Raw genomic sequence first — 21408 nt, forward strand, 5'->3', positions numbered from 1 at the left:
CAGTTACTGAATCATTCTAAATGCTCATAGCCATTGAGCTAATCAATTAAGTTATGAAGCGTTCATCGGTTAAGTATCTATCCCCTCTATCGACGGCACATGTAACGATATTCTGTCCCGCCTTAAGCCTTCTCGCCTCTTTAAGAGCTACGTATACATTGGCCCCCGTCGACATCCCGCAGAATACACCCTCTATCCTAGAAAGTTTGTAAGCTGTATCTCTTGCATCCTCATTACTTACATAAACGATCTCATCGACAAGTCCGCTCTTTCTGATCTCCTCGATGATACCTCCCGTAACTCCTGGTATATACTTCGCCTCTTTAGATAGAGGATCGATCCGTCCGGGCCGTTGAGAGGGCTCCACAGCTATACACTTCACATTGGGGATTTCACTCTTTAATACTTGAGAAACACCTAGGAAATTACCACCCGTTCCTATAGATGCTATAAATACATCCACTTTACCATCTGTCTGCTTCAGAATCTCTCTCCCCAACTCTCTATGCGCCGCTACATTTTCGGGGTTACTGAATTGGCGGGCCCACCACACATCTGAGCGGCTCTCCTCCAACTCCTTACATTTGATCCTACCAGGGATCTCAACCCTCGCTCCATGAACTCCATACTTTCGTGCCAGATCGGTCTCCTCCAAAGGTACCATCTCGATCTCTGCACCAAAACGCTCAAGGATCTTCTTCTTCTCCATCTGCCAGACATCTTGCGGATAAAAGATCTTTACTTTATACCCTTTAACGGCACCGATCATCGCTAAAGCTATAGCGGTATTACCCGAGCTCGATTCGACTATCGTATATCCGGGCTTTAATTTCCCCTCCCTTTCAGCACTCTCAACCATTCGAATGAATCTATCCTTATAGCTACCGCTCGGATTCAAATACTCCAACTTCAACAGTATATTGGCTTGAATACCTTCAGCCTTCATCAATCTATTGAGCCTCAACATCGGTGTATTACCGATCAATTCGAGAATGCTATCGACGACTCTCAGCATAATTTCACCTATGACCCATCTAAACTCGATCATATATAAATTTAACAATAAAATCGGTTAAGAAGCAATTGTACCTTTATCCGTTTACTCTAATTATCTACTACATTATTCACTCAAAATATGAAGTCTGCCATATCTGCCTATATTCAGCCGAATCTCTCCTCTAAAGCTATTTGTATAGCCATTCTCAATCCTCACACGTGAACCTACACTCACCATATCGATCTGCTCATCCCATAAGCTAAGCTTGATGGAGCCTGTATCGTCTTGAAGCATAGCGTCAGCAACTCTCGCCTGACCGCCGGTCTTCAGATTTACCGTCCTAGGTTCTGAAATCTCTGAAATCTCGCCTTCTACATTCACCCTCCTCATACCATCCCTTAACTCACGAATCTTCAATGCAAACTCTAAATATCCAAATACAAAACTTCTATATAACTTATGTTGGTCCTAGATCATTTTACGATCACTTAAAATCACTATTGAATTCTACAGTATCTTCTTTCTCAATATCGAATTATTAGATTAAGAAATCGGTGACATGCGCCAAAAAATAATTTTTTTCTTTCTTAAAATCTGACACTGTTCGGACAGATCTATGATCGAAGTTTGGTGATATGAAAGGTTTAACGAAACCCTTTTCAATCACCATTTACACACTATAAGAAGGCTAGCAGAATGAATGAAAAGGATAGGCTACGTTTGAAGTTCTCCTCAGATCCAGAGAAGTACTATCAGGTAGAGCTCTTCATCAAAGAGGGCTTTATAAGAAGACAGTGTCCCAAATGTGGTAAGTATTATTGGACACTAAATCCAGATCAAGATACGTGCCCAGATCAACCCTGCCAACCTTATACCTTTATCGATGATCCTCCAACCAACAAGAGATTCAATTATATAGAAGCATGGAAACAGATAGAAGAATTCTTCGTTAAGAATGGCCATACGAGTGTAAAGAGGTATCCGGTAGTGTGTAGATGGAGGCCAGATCTGTACTTCACAGTAGCATCTATAATCGCTTTTCAAAGGGTTGAGGGTGGGAAGATCGTCTTCGAACTCCCCTACAACCCACTCATCATACCACAGATGTGCCTACGCTTTAATGATATACCTAATGTTGGTGTGAGTGGCAAACACTACACTTCATTCTGCATGGTCGGTCAGCACAGCATCAGTAATGAACAGGGTTACTGGAAGGATCGTTGTATAGAGCTCGATTATGAACTTTTAAAGGGCCCATTCGGTATACCGCCTGAAGAGATAAGTTTTCTTGAGGATGTATGGCTGGGCTATGGAGCTTTTGGTTACAGCCTTGAATACTTTGTGAGGGGTTTGGAATTAGGAAATGCGGTATTTACCGCTTTTGAGGGTACGCCACAGGATTATCGTGAGATGAAGGAGAAAGTTATCGATATGGGTGCTGGTCTGGAGAGGTTCACGTGGATCACACAAGGAACGCCCACAAGTTACGATGCCGTCTTCGGCCCAATTATACAGAAGATGATCGATAGATGTGGTATCGAATACGATAGAGATTTTCATTTGAAGTATGTTAAAATCCTAAGTAATTTCAATCTAGGTGATATTTCCGATACTCAAACTGCAAAACTCAGTGTAGCGGAAAGGCTTGGTATCAGCTTATCGGAGTTAGAGAAGAGGGTATCTCCTCTCGAAGCCCTCTACGCTATTGCCGATCATATACGTAGCCTTGTATTCGCAATCACAGATGGGCTTCTGCCGAGCAACGTGGGTGGTGGATATAATTTAAGGGTAATATTAAGGAGGGCATTGGGCCTGATCGATAAATTCGGATGGGATTTAAAGTTGGAGGAGGTCGCCGATTGGCACATCTCTTACTTGAAAGAGATGTATCCGGAGTTGGAGGAGCATCGAGATGAGGTCTTTCAAATTCTGCAGGTTGAGGAGAAGAGGTATAGAAATGCGAAGGAGAGGATGAAGAAGGTCTTATTCAACATCATGAGGAGTAAGAAGAGTTTAAGTGAAGAGGATTTGATCAAACTTTACGATTCAGAAGGTATAACGCCCGAGCTACTGAAGGAGAGCGGGTTGCAGGTTACCATTCCACCAGACTTCTATACGAAGGTTACCGAGCGCCACCTTTTACCGAAACCGATCGAAGAACAGATGAAGTTCGATGTAGATGATTTACCTCCCACAACCCTCCTCTTCTACAAAGACCCGAATCTATTCGAATTTCAAGCAAGGGTGTTAAAGGTCTTTCAGAAGCGGTTTGTGGTATTGGATCAGACCGCCTTCTATGCAACTGCGGGTGGGCAGGAGTACGATACTGGTTTTATAAATGGTTGCAAGGTGTTGAGTGTGAAGAAGTATGGTACGGTAGTGATACATGAAGTAGATGGTTGTGAGTTATCCGAAGGGCAGTTGGTCGATTGTAAAGTCGATGAATATAGGAGAGGTATTCTAATGAGGCATCATACAGCTACCCATATAGTCAATGGTGCTGCGAGGCAGATTTTAGGTTCCTGGGTATGGCAACACTCGGCACATAAAGATGTAGATCGAAGCAAACTGGATATCACACACTATAGCCATCTATCGAGGGATGAAATCTTAAAGATCGAGAGTTTGGCCAATGAGATCGTAAGGAAGAATATTCCGATAGAGATCGAGCTATTGCCTCGTGGTGTAGCGGAGCAAAGGTACGGTTTTCGTATATATCAAGGAGGTGTAGTACCTAGTAGGGATGTGAGGATAGTGAAGATCGGAGATTTTGATATCGAAGCGTGTGGTGGCACTCATTGTTTTAGAACTGGTGATGTAGGCTTCATCAAGATCCTAAAGAGTGAGCGGATTCAGGATGGTATTGAAAGAATCGAGTTTGTAGCTGGTGAACCCGCTGTAAGTCTTGCACAAAATCAAGAGAACCTTCTTCTAAATATTTCTAAATTATTAAACACTTCTCAGGATAAAGTTTTAGAAACTATCGGTAAGTTAAAGTCCCAACATGAAGGGTTAAAGAGGAGGTGGAAGATCCTAATAAATAAGATCTCTCCAGATCTGGCCCAAAAGATTATAAATGAATCTGTAGATGTTGATGGGCTGAAGGTTTATACCACTTCGGATGAAGTCTTCGATGAAGAATCCCATATCTCGATTGGTGAAAAGGTTATAAATCTAGAACCAAAGCTCATCTACTGCTCCTTTATTCCTACAGATGATGTCGTTAAACTCCTTGTCTTCTGTGGTAATGAGGCTCAGAAGAGAGGCATCAAAGCGAACCTCTTAGTTAAAGAGGCTGCAAAGTTTATAGGTGGATCTGGTGGTGGTGATGAAAGGTTCGCTCAGGGTGGAGGCATCTTTAAGGATAAGGTAGAGGATGCGATTAAGACGATACCATCTATCATTAAAGGAATGTTAGGTTAGTTGGTGGTGATCTTTTGACGATCGATTGGAATGCTTTGAGCAATAAATGGAGAGAAAGGTGGGAGAAGGCAAGGGTCTATGAAGCCGACCCCGATCCGAGTAAGCCCAAGTACTTCATCACCGTGGCCTATCCATACCCTAATTCACCACAACATATAGGGCATGGAAGGACTTACACATTGGCAGATATACATGCTCGTTACCGAAGGATGCTCGGCTACAACGTTCTCTTGCCCATGGCCTTCCATTACACCGGTACACCCATACTGGCGATGGCGAAGAGGCTCGCATCTGGTGATAAAGAATTGTTAGATACCTTTCTCAACATCTATAAAGTCGATAGAGAAGTTATCGAAGAATTTAATGACCCACTCAAAATCGCTCGATACTTTCATCAAGAGATCAAGGAAGGTATGAAAGAGATGGGTTATTCGATCGATTGGAGGAGGGAATTTACTACGATCGACCCTCAATACAACCGATTCATAGAGTGGCAATTTAAAAAATTGAGGGAGAAAGGGTTTATCACACAAGGGAGCCATCCCGTGGGTTGGTGCCCTAACGATAATAATCCAGTCGGTCAGCACGATACTATGGGTGATGTGGAACCAGAGATCGGTGAATACACCATATTGAAGTTTATCGGGGATGGTTACATCGTACCAACGGCCACTCTTAGACCAGAAACCGTATTTGGAGTGACCAATATATGGATAAATCCCCATGTCGATTATATCGAAGCACTGGTCGATGGTGAGGTATGGATCGTAAGCAGAGAAGCTTCGGAGAAGCTTCGCCACTTGAACCGAAAAGTGGAAGAGAGGAGATCGTTGAAAGGTGCTGAACTGATCGGTAAGGAAGTCACAAACCCCATGACCGGGGTTAGAATTCCTATCTTACCCGCATCATTCGTAAATCCAAAGAATGGTACTGGGGTTGTGATGTCTGTACCAGCCCATGCACCTTACGATTATCAAGCCCTCGAGGATTTAAAGGCCGATCGTGAATTGTTATCACGCTTCAATATTTCGACAAAATCTTTAGAAGGTTTGAAGCCGATCGTGATAATTCAATCGAGAGGTCTTGAAGGTATACCTGCGTATGAAGTTATAAAGAGAGAAGGTATAAAGAATCAGAAGGATCCGAAGCTCGAAAAAGCCACTCAAGAGCTCTACGCCCATGAATTCCATCTAGGTAAGATGATGGATAATACTGGAGAGTATGCTGGCCTTACCGTGGCTGAGGCTAGAGAGAAGGTTAAGTTAGATATGATCAAAATGAATAAAGCCGATACGATGTATGAAATTCTGAATCAACCGGTCGTGTGTAGGTGTGGAGCTGAATGTGTGGTGAAGATCTTTGAGAACCAATGGTTTTTAAATTACGACGATCCTGAGTGGAAGAAACTCACCCATGAATGTTTAAATCGGATGAGTTTATTACCCGATGAAATTCGATCGGAGTTTGAGTATACGATCGATTGGTTGAAGAAGAAAGCCTGTGCAAGGAAGTCTGGCCTCGGTACTAGACTACCTTGGGATAGAGATTGGGTGATCGAGAGCCTTTCCGACTCCGTAATCTACATGGCCTATTATACTATAGCTAAGTACATCAATCAGAATAAGATCTCGGCCGATAAATTGACGGATGAATTCTTCGATTACGTATTTTTGGGAGATACGAGAGGGATTCACAAGATAAACCTCGATCCATCTCTATTGGAAGATATGAGGAGAGAGTTCACCTACTTTTACCCATTGGATAGTAGACACTCTGGTCGTGATCTGGTACCGAACCATTTAACATTCTTCATATTCAATCACGTAGCGATCTTTCCCAAGGATCATTGGCCCCGCCAGATCGTGGTGAATGGTAGTGTGTTGATGGAGGGTAAGAAGATGTCGAAATCCTTCGGGAATATCGTCCCTCTTCGTGATGCGGTAAGAGATTATGGTGCCGATCCTTTGAGGCTCGCGATCATCGGAACCGCTGAACTCCTCGCAGATGCTGATTTTAGCTTCGAACTGGTCAAAACCTTTAGAGAGCGTCTACAGAGGCTCTACGAATTGGCCCTCGAACTCTCCAGATCTCCCGTAAAAGAAGTGAGTGAAGGTGAGTTGAAGGTTGAGGATAGGTGGCTCTTAAGTAGGCTCCACCGCCATATCATAAACGTAACCGAGGCTATGAATAAGTTAAGGGTTAGAGAGGCTCTGCATACCATCATCTACCTGATCGATCAAGACCTACGGTGGTACTTACGATCTGCATCGACCGATTCCACACAATCGAGAAGGGACGTTATGAATTGGATTTTACGTAAAGTTCTGAATATAAGGGTGAGGATGCTAGCACCATTCGCACCATTCATATGTGAAGAAGTATGGGAGATCCTCGGTGGAGAAGGGTTCGTGTGCCAGGCGAAGTGGCCGAGGCCCGAAGAGGTTAAGCTCGACCTTCGGGCTGAAGAAGAGGAGGGTTTTGTGATGAATCTGATAGAGGATACGTTGAATATATTGAAGGTAACGAAGATAAAACCGAAGCAGATCGTCTTTTACACAGCGAGTAGGTGGAAGTGGAGGGCCTACTTAAAGGCTTTAGAGGTTACGAAGAAGGGCAGTGTGGAGATGAAGAGTTTGATGAGCACACTTCTCCAGGATGAAGAAATGAAGAAGAGGGCAAAGGAACTATCGGAGTTCGTTCGAAAATTAATAGATAGTATTGTAACGATGCCTGATGAAAGGAGGGAGATTATACTTCAAGTCGGAATCATCGATGAATCGAAGATTTTAGAGTCTAAAAGTGAATTTCTTGCAAAAGAGTTTGGAGCGAGTATTAAAGTCTTTAATGAAGATGATGTGAATAAATACGATCCTAAAGGGAGGGCACATTTAGCACAACCTTACCGGCCAGCTATCTATATCGAATAAATAGTAAAAGTCACTTAGATTCAATAAGGGCCCGTGGCCTAGTGTGGATAGGGCGCTGAATCGTTGCGCATGCCTCCGGAGCCAGAGGTCCGGGGTTCGAATCCCCGCGGGCCCGCATATTAATTTCAAATCATTTTGAACCATCCACTTCTGCCATTTATTCTGCTATTATATTTGTTATCTGTTCTAAGAGAATTGTTATGGCCCGTATGGCTAATAGGGAAAAATAGCACCTGACCTTAAGAGTGATCTTAAGGAATTTGTTAAAGATAGAGATAGATCATCACGATTTAAAAGCGAGATGTGAGTTAGGGTTGAAGAGTCAGTATGGCCACTAGCCACTTAAACCCTGACTGGTAGATCATCCAACGTAAAGCTATCGTAAGAAGATTATGAAGACTCGCTACTTAGCTAAGAAAGGTTTGTATGCTTCGAGGTAAAGTTGAAGAGGTTTAAGGGTAAAATATCATCGAATAAGAAGCATATATAGGTAAATTAATGGTGTTTCTACTAGAAGTATCTTTTCGTGAACCTAAGCACAGATGAATAGTCATCGATAATCTATGATCTGTGATCAAAGCATATATCTATGATAATTCTTAGGGAGTAAGGTGTTCCAGATGAAGTTGGTATTCAAATTCGGTGGTACATCGGTAGATGGTGGTGAGCGTATCAAACACGTAGCCAATCTGATCTCTCATTATAGTAAAGAGCATCGCCTAATCGTGGTCATCTCCGCTATGGGTGATACGACAGACCTCCTAATCGATCTCGCTGAAAAGGCCAAGAAGGGGAGGGAGAAGGGTGTAAATGAAATCTTCAACAAGATAGAGGACCGACATTTAAAAGCTATCGATATATGCATCAGCAGACCCGATCTGAAAGAGAGTATAAGAGAGAAGGTTGTATCGCTCCTCCAAGAGCTAAGGCAGGTCTTAATGAGCATCATTCAACTACGTGAACTTACACCTCGTTCTCGAGATTATATTCTATCCTTTGGTGAGCGATTATCTACACTTCTGGTCTGGGGCGCATTGAGGGATATGGGTATAGATGCAGAATACTTTACAGGTAGGGATGTAGGGATCGTCACAGATTCGAATTACGGTGAAGCGAGGCCATTGATGGATACTACGAAGCATTTGGTAAAGGAGAGGCTCGAGCCACTCCTGATGAAAGGTACCATCCCCGTTGTAACGGGATTTATAGGTGCTGACCAGGATGGTGTAATAACCACTCTGGGCCGTGGTGGCTCTGACTACACAGCCACGATCTTAGGTGCTGCCTTAAATGTGGATGAAGTTTGGTTATGGACGGATGTGGATGGTCTGATGACTACAGATCCCCGTTTGGTAAGATCGGCCAGAACTTTAGATGTAATATCATTTCCCGAAGCTATGGAGATGGCGATCTTCGGTGCCAAGGGTATGCATCCAAGGGCCCTGGAGCCTGTGATGGAGGCTAACATACCCGTCAGAATTCGTAACACCTTTAACCCGAATAACCTAGGAACTTTGATCACAAAAGATGCGAGGATCGATTCGAAGAGGGTGGTAAAATCGGTAAATCTCGTGCGCAACATAGCTCTGATAAATATTACTGGCCCGAGTATGGTGGGTGCACTCGGTACTGCAGCGAGGATCTTTGAGATCCTGGCCCGAAACGGTGTGAATATAATGATGATATCCCAAAGCGTTTCTGAATCGAGTATATCGATAGTCATTCGGAAGGAATTCCTAAACCGGGCGGTGAATAGTTTAGAAGTGAATCTGTTGGGTTCGGGATTGATAAAGGAAGTAGCATGGGAGGATAATGTATGTGCGATCGCAGTTATAGGCGCGGGTATGAGAGGGACGCCAGGTGTGGCGGCAAGGGTATTTAGGGCTGTAGCTAATAAAGGGATCAATGTGAAGATGATAGCGCAAGGCTCGTCTGAATTGAGTATATCGTTCGTTGTAAATGATTCTGATGGTGAGGAAGCGGTCCGCGCTTTACATGAGGAATTTGAGTTGAATAAAGGGTTTTAATTTCAAATCGAAGAACGTAATAAAACGTAATAATTTAATTTTTATTCATGATTTATTAAAAAGATTTCACTGAACATCATCTAATTAATAAGATGGTTTATGACTTTCTCAGCTATCCTATCGAAGGATTCATTTAACGCATCGATCGTCACATAGACCTTGATTCTTCGTTGAACCATCTTTATCAAAGAACTGTGCGATTTACTGCGATTTACCAGTATTACTTTTTGAAAGGGCCTCTTCATCAGAAATCTTTTTAACCTATTTACGATCGATCTTAAAACCTCGGGTCGATTATCAGCATGTAGACTACTCTCGTACTGGATCAATGGGTATACATCTGCGAGCTCTTCAGGTATGACACCATGGGCGTACGATAAAAGACAGATCTGCACCTTGTTCGAATCGCTTCCAAGCCGCTCATCCAACCTTCTATGTAGATTTGATATGCGCTTTAGATCATCGTAATCTACCTCTGGTATAAGGATCAGAATCTGCCTTTCTGGAGGGATCTCTACATCGGATAGTAAGCGCTCATTATACCTTACAACTTCAGGTCTCATCTGATCGATGTAATCGAAGAAGAATAATGCCCTCTGTTTGAATAAGGGTGTCCCATCCTCTAAGTATCGATAGTAAGTGTGGAGGAGGGCAAAAGCCTCCCACAATCTCGGATGGCACTGTGCCTTTGTACGTAAATATTCCCACAACCTCCCCTCCTCGATCGCCTGCCTTGTGGCATAAATTTCATTTCTTAACGTGTAAAGGTTATGTATAGCGATCTTTTCTTCCCTCTCGCCCTTATCTAAAGATTTTAATTCGTTGATGGTGTGAGTTGAGCATACTGGACATGAACACTCTAGATGGAATAAATCTTCGAGTCTCACCGTACCACGATTCGTCATATAACGATCATCTCTAGCGTATAGGATATAAGATGCTGAATCGAAGAGATCACAACCCAATGCGACTGCTAAAGGTATGGTTAAGGGATGGCCCGCACCGAAGAGGTGCAGTGGTTTATTTAAGGGTAGATTCTGCTTCGTGGTGATGATCATCTTCATAAGTAATTTAAAGTCATAATTCTCCATGATCTTTGTAGGGCTTCCGAGGGCGTATATATCGAAGTTTAAACGGGCCATCTCTCGAGCCGAAGTTTTAAGGAGTGAGAGATACTTGCCACCCTGTACAGGGCCCACCCATAAAGCCCTCCTCTCTTTAATCTCAAGGGTCTGTTTCGATGCCATGATAGTGGCCTTAATGGTCTCTTCAGCGTACTGCTTCGAAACATCTAGGCCAGTAGGCTTATCAAGTACTACAGCTATATCAGAGCCTATCGCCTCTTGAAACCTCGCCATCTCTAACGGTGTAGTATCGAGCTCACCATACTCTAACACTTGATAACCTCCAGAGTCTGTAGCGATAATACCATCAAAGTTCACAATGGCATGTATACCTCTCTTCTCAGCCTCCTCTCCATAATGCTTCATCGTTATGTATGCGTTGGTCATGATCGCTTCAAATCCGATCTTCTTTAATTCGGATGGAGGGATGATCTGTTTTACAGGGTGTATTACAGGCAGTATCGCAGGGGTATTTATAGAGCCTCTTGCCATCTTTAGCCTGCCTATCCTTCCAGCCAGATCGGTAGCGCGAACCTCGAACAAACTCCTCCTTAAAATTCTACAGATTTAGTTTATGTATCTATCTTTCTATCTAACATCTTCACTATCTTCTTTTCTTCTTTCTTCTTTCTTTTTATTTCCAAGCAGGTGGAGTATAGATCGTTCCTCTCTTATTAAAAAGGGAGCATTGAGTTAGAGATGATGAAGATAATGAAGATAATGAAGATGATGTAATCTATGAAAAGTTTGGAATGAGGTTCATGCACATTGCCGAATATTAAATGAATTTATGTGACCTTGCTGCCTGCAGAGATCTGTTTATCGGGCTCGATTACAGAAATCGTCTGACCATCGACCGCAGCTAACAACATCACTTCAGAATTTAACCCAAAGACCCTCCTTGGCTTTAAATTCGTAACGACTACCACGAGTTTGGACTTTAAATCCTCTGGTTTATACTGCTCACCAATCCCCGCTACCGATTGTTTGATCTCTCCGCCCAGATCGATTTTGAGCAATATAAGCCTCTTCGCGCCGGGGACCATCTCTGCCTCTACAATCTTTCCAATCCTTAAATCGATCTTCGAGAATTCTTCAAACGATACCGTTTCGATCCTATCTCCCTCCCGATCTTTCCCCCATACTCCTTATTTCATTCAGCCTATTAATGATTTCCTCTTTCTTTATCTTGGTGAATAGGGGTTTGAAGTCTACAATCTTCACAGGGAATGAAAAGTCCGATACTGCATCCGACCATTTTGGTATGTGATCCTTAACCTCCAAATTTAAGAATTGTAAGATCTTGATACTCGTGTTGGGCATGATCGGATAGAGCTCTACACCTAGGGCCTTCACGATCCTTGCAGCGATGTAGAGGGCAGCTTCACCAGCCTTTCTATCGGTTTGAAAGAGCCTCCAAGGCTCCGTCGCATTTAAGTATCTGTTACCTTCTTCAGCTTGTGAAAGTGTGAGCTTTACTGCCTTCTGAATTTCGAACGATTCGTAAGATTGGGTGATCTTATTATGTGTTTCACAGATGGTTTCGATCTCTTTCTTACCTTCCTCACCGATTTCAGGTCTATAAGGAATCTCTCCATTCATGAAGCGTTTTATCGCCGATAATGTCCTCTGTACAAAATTCCCGATCTTATCGTTAAGTTCACTATTCACCTTCTCCTCCAAAAGGTCGTATGTAAAGTTCACATCACCACTCTCCGGCCTGATCGATAGTAGTGTGTAGCGCCAGTAATCGGCGGGTAAAAGCTCCAACGCTTCATCGATCCATATTCCAATCCTTTTACTCTTTGAAAATTTCTTCCCTTCAAACTGTAAGAATTCTGTGGAGCTTATCACCGTTGGTAGTGTGTAATTCTGCTTCGAGGCCAGTAAAAGTCCGGTGAAGATGACGGAGTGGAATGGGATATTATCCTTTCCTATGAAGAAGGCGGTCTTCGTATCGGGATCGAGCCAATAATCCTTCCACCTCTCCTCCTCGCCACGATTCTTAAAGTATTCGATAACGGCTGATACATATCCTAGTACAGCCTCCATCCACACGTAGATCGTCTTACCCTCAGCACCTTCGAATGGTGCCGGTATGCCCCATGAAGTGTCACGTGTAATCGATCTTGGCTTTAAACCCTCCTCGATCCAGCTGAGGCTGAATCTCACAACATTCTCCGAGAGATACTTATTATTGAGGATGTAATGCTTTATCTGATCACTTAACTTAGGTAGATCGAAGAACCATTGCTTGGTTTTTCTTATCTCTGTAGGGCCATGGCATATCGTACAGTATGGATTTATGAGAAGCTCCGCTTCTAAAGGCTTACCACAACTCTCACACTGATCACCTCTAGCTCCGATTGCGTGGCAATAAGGACACGTACCTTCTACAAATCTATCTGGTAGGAACTTTTTATCATTCGGGCAATAATGGATATATTCATCCTTCGTAAAGATGTAGCCATTCTCATAAATCCTTCTGTAGTGATCCTGTACAAATTTTATATGAACGGGACTTTCAGTCCTCGTGTAGTTATCGAATGAAATATCCCACCTCTTAAAGAGCTCGCTGATCAATCTATGGTTCCTATCTGCGAATTCTCTTACTGGGATGTTTCTCCTTAAGGCTTCTATCTCTACAGGCGTCCCATGCTCATCCGAGCCAGATACCATGATCACTGAGTGGCCATTCATCCTCAAGAACCTCGCTATGACATCGGCAGATAGTACAGAGCCGATCAGATTCCCTAAGTGAGGCACATCTGACGAATATGGCCACGCCGATGTTACGACCCACTTTGCCAACTTACTCTAAACCTTTACGTACTCTACTGATTACTGATTAATATGTACAACGCTCTTAATTATTTAAATTTCAAATTTCAACCGATCTAATTTCGAATTCGCTTCAGATGAGTTGACTTTAGACGGCCCACGATTGGGCATACTCGATCTGCTCATCGGTCAATCGATCGATCCTTATACCCATGACCTCCAGAGTAGTCTGGGCTACTTCACGGTCTATCTCCATCGGCACATTATGGACCTTTCTCTCCAACTTCCCTTCATTATCTATGAGGTATACGACGGACATCAATTGATTAGAGAATGAAAGTGACATTACTTCCGGTGGGTGGCCCTCCGCCGCTACAAGGTTCGCAATCCTACCTTGACCGATCAAATAGACCTTTTTACCATCCTTCAATCGATACTCTTCCACATACTTTCTTACTTCGCCCTTATTCTCAGCGAACTTCCTTAAGTTGGCCACATCGATCTCAACATCGAAGTGCCCTGCATTCGCTAATATCGCCCCATCCTTCATCCTTTCGATATGCTCCATCCTAATCACTCTCGTCTGGCCGGTAGCCGTTATGAATATATCCCCTTCCTCCGCAGCCTCCATCAGGGGCTTGACTTCGAACCCATCCATCCTCGCCTCCAAAGCCTTCAATGGGTCGACTTCACACACGATTACGATAGCGCCCAGACCTCTGGCCCTCATCGCTATACCCTTGCCCACCCATCCATAACCACATACCACGACCTTCTTACCAGCGATCAGAAGGCTCGTAGCTCTTAATATACCATCGAATGTGCTCTGCCCAGTACCGTATCTGTTATCGAAGAGAAACTTTGTATAGGCGTTATTCACCGCTATAACTGGATACCTTAACCTTTGGGCTTTCTCTAAGGCTCTTAATCTAATCACACCCGTGGTAGTTTCTTCGGTACCACCGATCAAATTTAGGTTCGCAAATTCACCTTCTTCATGTATCATAACGTGGGCATCTGAACCATCATCCATCACTATATCCGGTTTGGCCCTTAGGATCGTGCGAATACAATCGAAGTACTCATCTATACTCTCACCCCTCCATGCGAATACATTCACGCCCTGTGAGACAAGGTAGGCTGCGATGTCATCCTGTGTAGATAATGGATTTGCCGCTGCCGAATATACATCAGCACCGAGCTTCTTCAGACCCATGATAAGGACGGAGGTCTCTTTCGTTACATGGAGGCAAGTGGCTATACATCTATTCTCTAGAGGCCTTTTATGTGATAACTTTTCGATGATCTTTACCAAAGTGGGCATATTGCTGTATGCCCACTTATAAGACTTCTCACCCTGTAGGTAAAGCGATGGGTCTGCTATGCGGCTCTGCAAATAGACACACCAAACTTCAAATATTCATCCATTTACTAACCTACCGCATCCTTTAAAGCTTCCTTGCAAGGGCAGTTCCTTTCCTCTGGTACTCTAGGGATCGTATTGGCCAGGATCTTCATAGTCTTCTCCACATTCTTCTCCAAAGTTTCAAATACTTCTTTACGGGTTACGGGCTTCTCAGCCCACACATCGTAATCTGTTACAGTCGCGATATTGACGTAACAGATTTCAGCCTCTCGAGCAAGAACACATTCGGGGATCAAGGTCATACCGATGATATCAGCACCCCATGAACGAAACAGTTTTGATTCAGCACGGGTTGAGAATCTTGGACCCTCGATACATACGTAAGTGCCCCTCTCATGTATCGGATAATTCAACTCTTTACCCACGTTGATCACGACGTTGCGAAGTTCGGGGCAGAAGGGATCGGCCATCGATATGTGGCATACTTGGCTACCTTCATAGAATGTAGATACACGTGATGTAGTGCGATCGATAAATTGATCCGGTACGACGATATGGCCTGGTGCGATACCTTCTCTTAAGCTCCCTACCGCTGAAGGGGCAAGGATCCTTGTAACACCCAACGATTTTAACGCCCAGATATTTGCACGATAATTTATCTTATGTGGAGGTATACGATGTCTTCTTCCATGGCGAGGGATGAATGCGATTCTGCGCCCTTTAAAGTTACCAATAGTCACGAAGTCTGATGTCTCTCCGTAAGGTGTGTATATTTTATGCTCCGTTACATCCTCTAACAGCTCTAACAACTCATAGACGCCGGTCCCTCCTATGATCCCTATCTCAGCCTTTAGCTCACTCATCTACCATCACCATCACTTACCTTTACTCAATATTTTAATCTTAACTCAGCAACCCCATCGCTATTAACTTATCAAGTATGATAGATGCAGCCTCGCTCGGTTGAATCTTATCACTTTCGATGACGATCTCTGGATTCAACGGCTCTTCGTATGGAACATCCACACCGGGGACCTCGCCCAACCCGGCCTTCTCCTTACCACTCTTTAACCTCTCTAAAGCATTCAAGTATATCTTCTTCCTTACGAAATCCTGAAGCCTCTCTGTCTCTCTCTGAATACAAACCTCGATGGGGCACTTGATGTACACTTCGATAAATCTTGGCATAATACTCCTTGCGAACTCCCTCCACCTCCTCCTATGTGCTGTAGCATCTAAGAGGATATTGAGCCCTTCATCGTAGAGAAACTTCGCTATAACCACATAGGCTCTATACACGATCTCTCTTTCACGCTCATCGTAGGTTGGGTTGGGCGTTATAAGATTTCTAATTTCATCGAGTTGTAAATATCGAACATCGACACTTCTCTCTTTAAAGATCTTCAATAGCTCTCTTGCTATGGTACTCTTACCCGAACCCGGTAGGCCTGTGAGCCAGATCGAAAAGGCCAAATACATCACTCGAGATAAGAGTTGACCTTACTCGGTTCGAACGATTTCTCAGCTAGAATATTGTGGGCAAAGTTAAAGATCTTCCTCCTGACCTCATTCGTAATCGTTGGGTACCAGATCGGTGATGCGATTACCAAACATCGGAATGTGTAGAATAGAGGTAGAGCCTCTAATAATTCAAGGTCTTGAGTCTTTTCAAGGTACGTGTTAAGGAATAGATCGTAAAGATCTTGAAACTCTCCCCTTAGCTCTCCATACTTACGCAATGAGAAGAAGATGTAATTTATACTCATCGCCGCCACATCATCGGCAGGTTCTCCAAACTCTCCCCTGCTCCTATCGAGTAGAGTAAAGTCGATACCCTCTCTAAATATTACATTCCAAGGGTGAAAATCGCCATGGACTTGAGATAATCGATGAACCTTCCTCTTCAATCTCCACCTATGCTCGATACACTTCTTTTCGATCTCTTCGAGCTCACCATCTCTAAGAAAACTTAAGTTGTAAGGGTAGCTGTCGGCAAGTCCAAAGATACACTCCCCATGGCCTACGGTATCTCGAATCTTTCTAATGTAGAGCTCCGGATCATCCTTCTTTACATTATGAATCTCTGTAAGGTAGAGCGATAGGGCTTTAACCCTTTCTTTATCAAGATCCATCAACCTCCCTTCACTATATATCCTCTCAAGGTCATAGATGTATTCTCTCCCTTCGACCTTCTCCTCGAGTATAAAAAATTCTTCAACTTCGCCCAACGATAAAAGCCCCCCATCCTTTCTGAATCCACCGATATCGAATACCCTCGCATGCTTCGGGAGTTTATTCCATGTATCATAAGCCAAGATGAGGTTGCTAACTCTATCACTTCGATAATCGTGGCCGAAGCCCCTATCGATCCTCATCGAAGATATTACCACTTGCCTTCTCACACCTTCGATACTGAATGTAACGAGCAATGGGACTCCATAACCATACTCCTTTATATCGCTGACCCTCTCTTCTTTTTCTTTAAGATCTCCGAAGTATTCAACCTTAACCTTCGATTTAAATACGTTAGAGAGGTAGATCTCCAAATCTTTGATATTTAAGAACATCTATACCATCAAAGTTTAACTTTATTCATTTCTTAAGCTTTTATACAGCGATTTATTTTTAGCTAAGTAGTTGTGAGTAATAGATGTGTGTAAATCGATGTTTGCAATATCGGGCAAAGTTGTAAACGTATTTGATGGGGAGGTTAGAAGGGAGACTGTATATATCAAAGATGAAAGGGTATTCGCTGTGGGAGATTATTCGATCAAGGTCGATAAGGTATTCGACCTTTCCGATTACTACCTCCTTCCAGGATTCATCGATGCCCACATTCATATCGAGAGTTCCATGCTTACACCTACCGAATTTGCCAAATATGCTCTTTTGCATGGGACTACATGTTTAGTACTTGAACCTCATGAAATCGCAAACGTCTGTGGCATAAAAGGTATCGAATTTATGTTGAGTAGTAAGGCGCCATTCAGATTCTTCTTCACCGCACCTTCATGTGTACCTGCTACGACTATGGAAACGTCTGCATTTCAGATCGGGGTCGATGAAGTGAAGAGTCTATTAAAGCACCCAAAGTGTGTAGGTTTGGGCGAGCTCATGAATTACGTAGGTGTTATTCAGAACGATCCGAAGGTCATTGAAAAGATTAAGGCTGCGAAGGAGCTCCATAAGGTCTGTGATGGACATGCCCCTCAGCTGAGGGGCCTCGATCTTTGCAAGTATGTGGGTGCTGGTATCCAATCCGATCATGAATGTGTGAATATCAAAGAAGCCTCTGAGAAGTTAAAACTCGGTATGTATATTATGATAAGAGAAGGTTCCGCTGCGAAGAATCTCGAATCCCTAATAGATCTGGCAAAGGGTACTGGTGGTGATAGGTGCATGTTCGTTTCCGATGATATTCATGTAAGTGAGTTGATCGAGGATGGGCATTTAGATAGAATATTGAGAAAGGCCGTATCATTAGGTTTAGATCCCATTCGATCGATCAAGATGGTCACTATAAATCCCGCTCGATACTTTGGTCTGGAAGGTTTGGGTGCGATCGCGCCCAATCACTTTGCAGATATCGTCGCTGTAAAAGATTTAAAGAGATTTGAAGTTAAAGCTGTATTCGTGAATGGAACGCTGGTCGTCGATGATGGTAAACTCATTTATGAGTTTGAACATTCATCGATCCCGAATGAAGTCCTATCTACGATCAGGGTTAGAGATTTCTCTATAGAGGATCTGAAGGTAAGATCTGGGCGTAGAAGGGATGTAAGGGTGATAAGGGTCGAAGCGAACGAAATCGTTACCAAAGGTGAAGTCGCTACGCTCGATGCAAAGGACGGCTTTCTTATACCCGATATCGATAACGATATTCTCCCACTCATCGTCTTCGAAAGGCATAAGATGTCTGGGAATATAGGAAAAGGTTTTGTCTCGGGCTTTGGATTAAAGTCTGGAGCCTTAGCCTCGACTGTAGCCCATGATTCACATAACATCGTCTGTGTGGGTGCAGATTATGAAGATATTGGTGAGGCCGTAAAGGAGTTAAGGAGGGTTGGCGGGGGTTTGATCGCTGTGAATGGTGGTAAGGTTATGGCTGAATTAAAACTCCCCATAGCGGGGTTGATGAGCGATGAGTCTGGTGAATATGTAAAGGAGAAGTTGGAGGATCTCCATGAAGCGGCAAGATCGTTAGGTTGCAAACTCCCATCTCCCTTTATGACCTTATCATTCCTTTCACTACCCGTGATTCCCGAGCTCAAGCTCACCGATAAAGGGCTTGTAGATGTTAATCGATTCGATTTCGTTGAGGTGCTCTTATGAAACTCCTAAGAATGACACCATTTATGACTCGAAAGTTATGCCAGATTATAGTCGATAAGATGTTAAAGGATAAGTTTTATCCGGATATAATAGTCGTACCATTGAGGGGAGGGGCTGTTATAGGCAGGTACCTCTCAGATATCCTCGATCAACCCAGAATCGCCACAATCGCCTGTGAATATTACACAGGCATAAATGAAACTGCCAAAGAGCCGAAGATCACCCAAAGGCTCTCTATATCTGTTAAGGATAAGGTTGTACTTCTGGCCGATGATGTCTCGGATAGGGGCGACACTTTACGTGTATGTTACGAATATATCAAGAAAAAGTCACCGAGGTCTTTAAAGACCGCCACACTATTTATCAAACCATGGAGTACCTTCATCCCCGATTACTACGCTGCCAAGACTCGGAAGTGGATCGTATTCTTAGGTGAGGAGTACGAGACTATTAGAAACCTCTACATTAAGAACGATCTTGAAACTTTAAGAAAGTACTTCTCTGAAAGGGAGATTCAAGATGCCCTGAATCTTTACAATTTGAAGGTCAAAACATTCGGTTAACTATGTAACTATCAATGTTAAGATATTAATTTTGATTTAACATAAATCCATATATGGTTCGATGGTGCATACCAATGTAGGAAGTTGATGCTGGAGCTCTCTTACGAAAAGCTTTTACAGAGATTGAGAAGTAAGATGGGGGAGGAGAAGCCCAAATCCAAAACGGCTCGTATAGAACTCCCTCAACCTCAGATAAGCTGGGTCGGGCGTAAAACGATCTTTCGAAACTTTATGGAATTTCCAAGGTTGATGAGGCGTGATCCGAATAAGGTCCTGATGTTTCTAGCTAAAGAGTTGGCGACCGCAGCATCCATCGATGGTGAAAGAGCCATATTCATCGGGCTCAAAGATCCCCAATCATTCTCAACCCTTCTAAATAGATATATGAAGGAGGCTGTGATCTGCCCCGTATGTAATAGCCCCGATACACATATAGAGAAGTCGAAGAGGCTTCAATTTTTGGTCTGTGAAGCGTGTGGTGCTAGATCTGTGCCGAAGATCGTGTGATAACGTTGGAAGCATCGGATAGATCCTTCGTGGCGAGAATCATTAGGTGGGATGGTGTGACCCTTGTGAATATCTGTGATAAGGAGTTGCTTGGAACGACTGTAAAGGGTAAAGGGATCGAAATGAATATTTCATACGAATATTTCAATGGCGAGCTGGTAAATGCACAGCAAGCGCTCGACCTTGTCCGTTCATCAAATATAGCGAACCTCGTCGGTGAACGTATAGTAAATAAGGTTTTGGAAGCTAACCTTGCATCGGAGAGGGCGGTCAAGAGGATCGGCTCGGTCTGCTTTCTTATGGTCTTTAAATTTACGTGCCGATAATTTCCAGTATCGATCTGAGGTAAGATAAGATTATATCCTTGATCTTACAAATAGAATTAAGGTGCCGTTCGATTGGGTAAGAGGAAGGTTCTGAGTGAGGAAGAGTTAAAGGAACTGGTACTACCTGCTGAAGGGGAGTTACTGGGGAGGGTCGTCAAACTCCTTGGTAGCGATCACGTCTTGGTCAAATGTACGGATGGTAAGAATAGAATAGGGAGGATCAGAGGCAAGCTGAAGAGGAGGATCTGGGTTAGAGATAACGATGTTGTATTGATCGCACCGTGGGACTTTAAGCCCGATGAACGTGGGGATATCATCTGGCGTTACACTCTGGCACAGGTGGACTGGCTCAAGGCCAATGGTTACTTACCTCCAGAGCTTTAAATCTACAAATTCGATGTGAATTTAATCGATGGAACTTTTGTAATTTTGTAAGTTTAATAATAAAGGAGAGGGAATTTATATATATTATATTTATATTAAGAGTTGTAGAGGATGAGAAATAGTATCATCTATGAGGAAAGGATAATTTCCAAATGGATGATAATCATATTAACCGTACCCATAGTTCTTCTTCTCTTCGTATTTTATCAACTATATAGAGAGGGTGTTGAAATTCAACAATTCTTCGGCTATTTTCTCTTAATCATACTAATACTTTTAGGGTTGGTGATGAACTTCAGCACTCTAATCGTCAGATTCACGACCCAATCGATCTCTGTCGGTTATGGAATATTGAAGTATAATATTGAATGGAAAGATATCGAAGATTGTTACTTAGATAAGACCCCAACGATCAAGTATGGGGGTTGGGGTATACGTATAGGGAAGGTTGAAGGAAGGTGGAGGCTCGTATTCAATGTTATAGGCAGTCCTCGAATCGTCCTATCATTAAAGAGGGGCAGATTCAAAGAGTTCGTATTTTCAACCAATGATCCACAGAAAGTGATGGGGATGGTGAAACAAAGGTTGGTAAAATAATGATGATCGTTACGGTTATCCTTTTTATTCTTACTAACCTTATTCATATATGCG

At 43.2% G+C, this 21408-nt stretch carries 18 protein-coding genes and 1 tRNA gene; 10 read left to right on the plus strand and 9 right to left on the minus strand.

The window, feature by feature from the left end; translation table 11 throughout:
* Nucleotides 1-46: 46 nt before the first annotated feature.
* Nucleotides 47-1015 (minus strand): cysteine synthase family protein, encoded by a 969-nt coding sequence (locus NZ896_01855; protein ID MCS7116197.1) that lies wholly within the window; start codon nucleotides 1013-1015, stop codon nucleotides 47-49.
* A 105-nt stretch (nucleotides 1016-1120) separates the two neighbouring features.
* Nucleotides 1121-1414: an OB-fold nucleic acid binding domain-containing protein gene (locus NZ896_01860; protein ID MCS7116198.1), complete on the minus strand. Its 294-nt coding sequence runs from the start codon at nucleotides 1412-1414 to the stop codon at nucleotides 1121-1123.
* A gap of 279 nt (nucleotides 1415-1693) precedes the next feature.
* Between NZ896_01860 and alaS the strand changes: the two genes are divergently transcribed.
* The 4 genes from alaS to NZ896_01880 all read left to right on the plus strand — a co-directional run bounded on the left by alaS (nucleotide 1694) and on the right by NZ896_01880 (nucleotide 9374).
* Nucleotides 1694-4420, plus strand: a complete 2727-nt coding sequence (alaS, locus tag NZ896_01865) for an alanine--tRNA ligase (protein MCS7116199.1) — start codon at nucleotides 1694-1696, stop codon at nucleotides 4418-4420.
* Nucleotides 4421-4434: 14 nt separating this feature from the next.
* Entirely contained in the window at nucleotides 4435-7347 is a 2913-nt protein-coding gene (gene leuS / locus NZ896_01870; GenBank protein MCS7116200.1) for a leucine--tRNA ligase, read from the plus strand.
* A 27-nt stretch (nucleotides 7348-7374) separates the two neighbouring features.
* Nucleotides 7375-7462, plus strand: a tRNA-OTHER gene (locus NZ896_01875).
* Between the two features lie 505 nt (nucleotides 7463-7967).
* Nucleotides 7968-9374: an aspartate kinase gene (locus NZ896_01880; protein MCS7116201.1), complete on the plus strand. Its 1407-nt coding sequence runs from the start codon at nucleotides 7968-7970 to the stop codon at nucleotides 9372-9374.
* Nucleotides 9375-9454: 80 nt separating this feature from the next.
* Here the strand turns inward: NZ896_01880 and tgtA are convergent, their stop codons facing one another.
* From tgtA to NZ896_01915, 7 genes are all read right to left on the minus strand, one after another.
* Nucleotides 9455-11041, minus strand: a complete 1587-nt coding sequence (gene tgtA / locus NZ896_01885) for a tRNA guanosine(15) transglycosylase TgtA (GenBank protein ID MCS7116202.1) — start codon at nucleotides 11039-11041, stop codon at nucleotides 9455-9457.
* 245 nt (nucleotides 11042-11286) lie between these two features.
* On the minus strand, nucleotides 11287-11568 hold the full coding sequence (locus tag NZ896_01890) for a hypothetical protein (GenBank protein MCS7116203.1): 282 nt from the start codon (nucleotides 11566-11568) through the stop codon (nucleotides 11287-11289).
* A 46-nt stretch (nucleotides 11569-11614) separates the two neighbouring features.
* Nucleotides 11615-13309, minus strand: a complete 1695-nt coding sequence (gene metG, locus NZ896_01895) for a methionine--tRNA ligase (GenBank protein MCS7116204.1) — start codon at nucleotides 13307-13309, stop codon at nucleotides 11615-11617.
* Between the two features lie 118 nt (nucleotides 13310-13427).
* The gene (locus NZ896_01900; protein MCS7116205.1) at nucleotides 13428-14675 is read right to left on the minus strand and encodes an adenosylhomocysteinase; all 1248 of its coding nucleotides are present in this window, start codon (nucleotides 14673-14675) and stop codon (nucleotides 13428-13430) included.
* A 35-nt stretch (nucleotides 14676-14710) separates the two neighbouring features.
* Nucleotides 14711-15508: an S-methyl-5'-thioadenosine phosphorylase gene (locus NZ896_01905; GenBank protein ID MCS7116206.1), complete on the minus strand. Its 798-nt coding sequence runs from the start codon at nucleotides 15506-15508 to the stop codon at nucleotides 14711-14713.
* A gap of 40 nt (nucleotides 15509-15548) precedes the next feature.
* Nucleotides 15549-16118, minus strand: coding sequence for an adenylyl-sulfate kinase (locus NZ896_01910; protein MCS7116207.1), 570 nt, complete (start codon nucleotides 16116-16118; stop codon nucleotides 15549-15551).
* Between the two features lie 5 nt (nucleotides 16119-16123).
* Nucleotides 16124-17212, minus strand: a complete 1089-nt coding sequence (locus NZ896_01915; protein ID MCS7116208.1) for an aminoglycoside phosphotransferase family protein — start codon at nucleotides 17210-17212, stop codon at nucleotides 16124-16126.
* Nucleotides 17213-17297: 85 nt separating this feature from the next.
* Between NZ896_01915 and ade the strand changes: the two genes are divergently transcribed.
* The 6 genes from ade (at nucleotide 17298) to NZ896_01945 (ending at nucleotide 21354) form a co-directional block, all read left to right on the plus strand.
* Nucleotides 17298-18977, plus strand: a complete 1680-nt coding sequence (gene ade, locus NZ896_01920) for an adenine deaminase (protein ID MCS7116209.1) — start codon at nucleotides 17298-17300, stop codon at nucleotides 18975-18977.
* Nucleotides 18974-19540: a phosphoribosyltransferase family protein gene (locus tag NZ896_01925; GenBank protein MCS7116210.1), complete on the plus strand. Its 567-nt coding sequence runs from the start codon at nucleotides 18974-18976 to the stop codon at nucleotides 19538-19540. The genes ade and NZ896_01925 overlap by 4 nt, the downstream gene beginning before the upstream one ends.
* A gap of 87 nt (nucleotides 19541-19627) precedes the next feature.
* Nucleotides 19628-20047 (plus strand): translation initiation factor IF-2 subunit beta, encoded by a 420-nt coding sequence (locus NZ896_01930; GenBank protein ID MCS7116211.1) that lies wholly within the window; start codon nucleotides 19628-19630, stop codon nucleotides 20045-20047.
* 5 nt (nucleotides 20048-20052) lie between these two features.
* On the plus strand, nucleotides 20053-20373 hold the full coding sequence (locus NZ896_01935) for a DUF424 family protein (GenBank protein MCS7116212.1): 321 nt from the start codon (nucleotides 20053-20055) through the stop codon (nucleotides 20371-20373).
* A gap of 72 nt (nucleotides 20374-20445) precedes the next feature.
* Nucleotides 20446-20757: a translation initiation factor eIF-1A gene (gene eif1A, locus NZ896_01940; protein ID MCS7116213.1), complete on the plus strand. Its 312-nt coding sequence runs from the start codon at nucleotides 20446-20448 to the stop codon at nucleotides 20755-20757.
* Between the two features lie 111 nt (nucleotides 20758-20868).
* Nucleotides 20869-21354, plus strand: a complete 486-nt coding sequence (locus NZ896_01945; GenBank protein ID MCS7116214.1) for a hypothetical protein — start codon at nucleotides 20869-20871, stop codon at nucleotides 21352-21354.
* Nucleotides 21355-21408 lie beyond the last annotated feature (54 nt).

The organism is Nitrososphaerales archaeon, assembly GCA_025058425.1.
Taxonomy (GTDB): Archaea; Thermoproteota; Nitrososphaeria; order Nitrososphaerales; family JANXEG01; genus JANXEG01.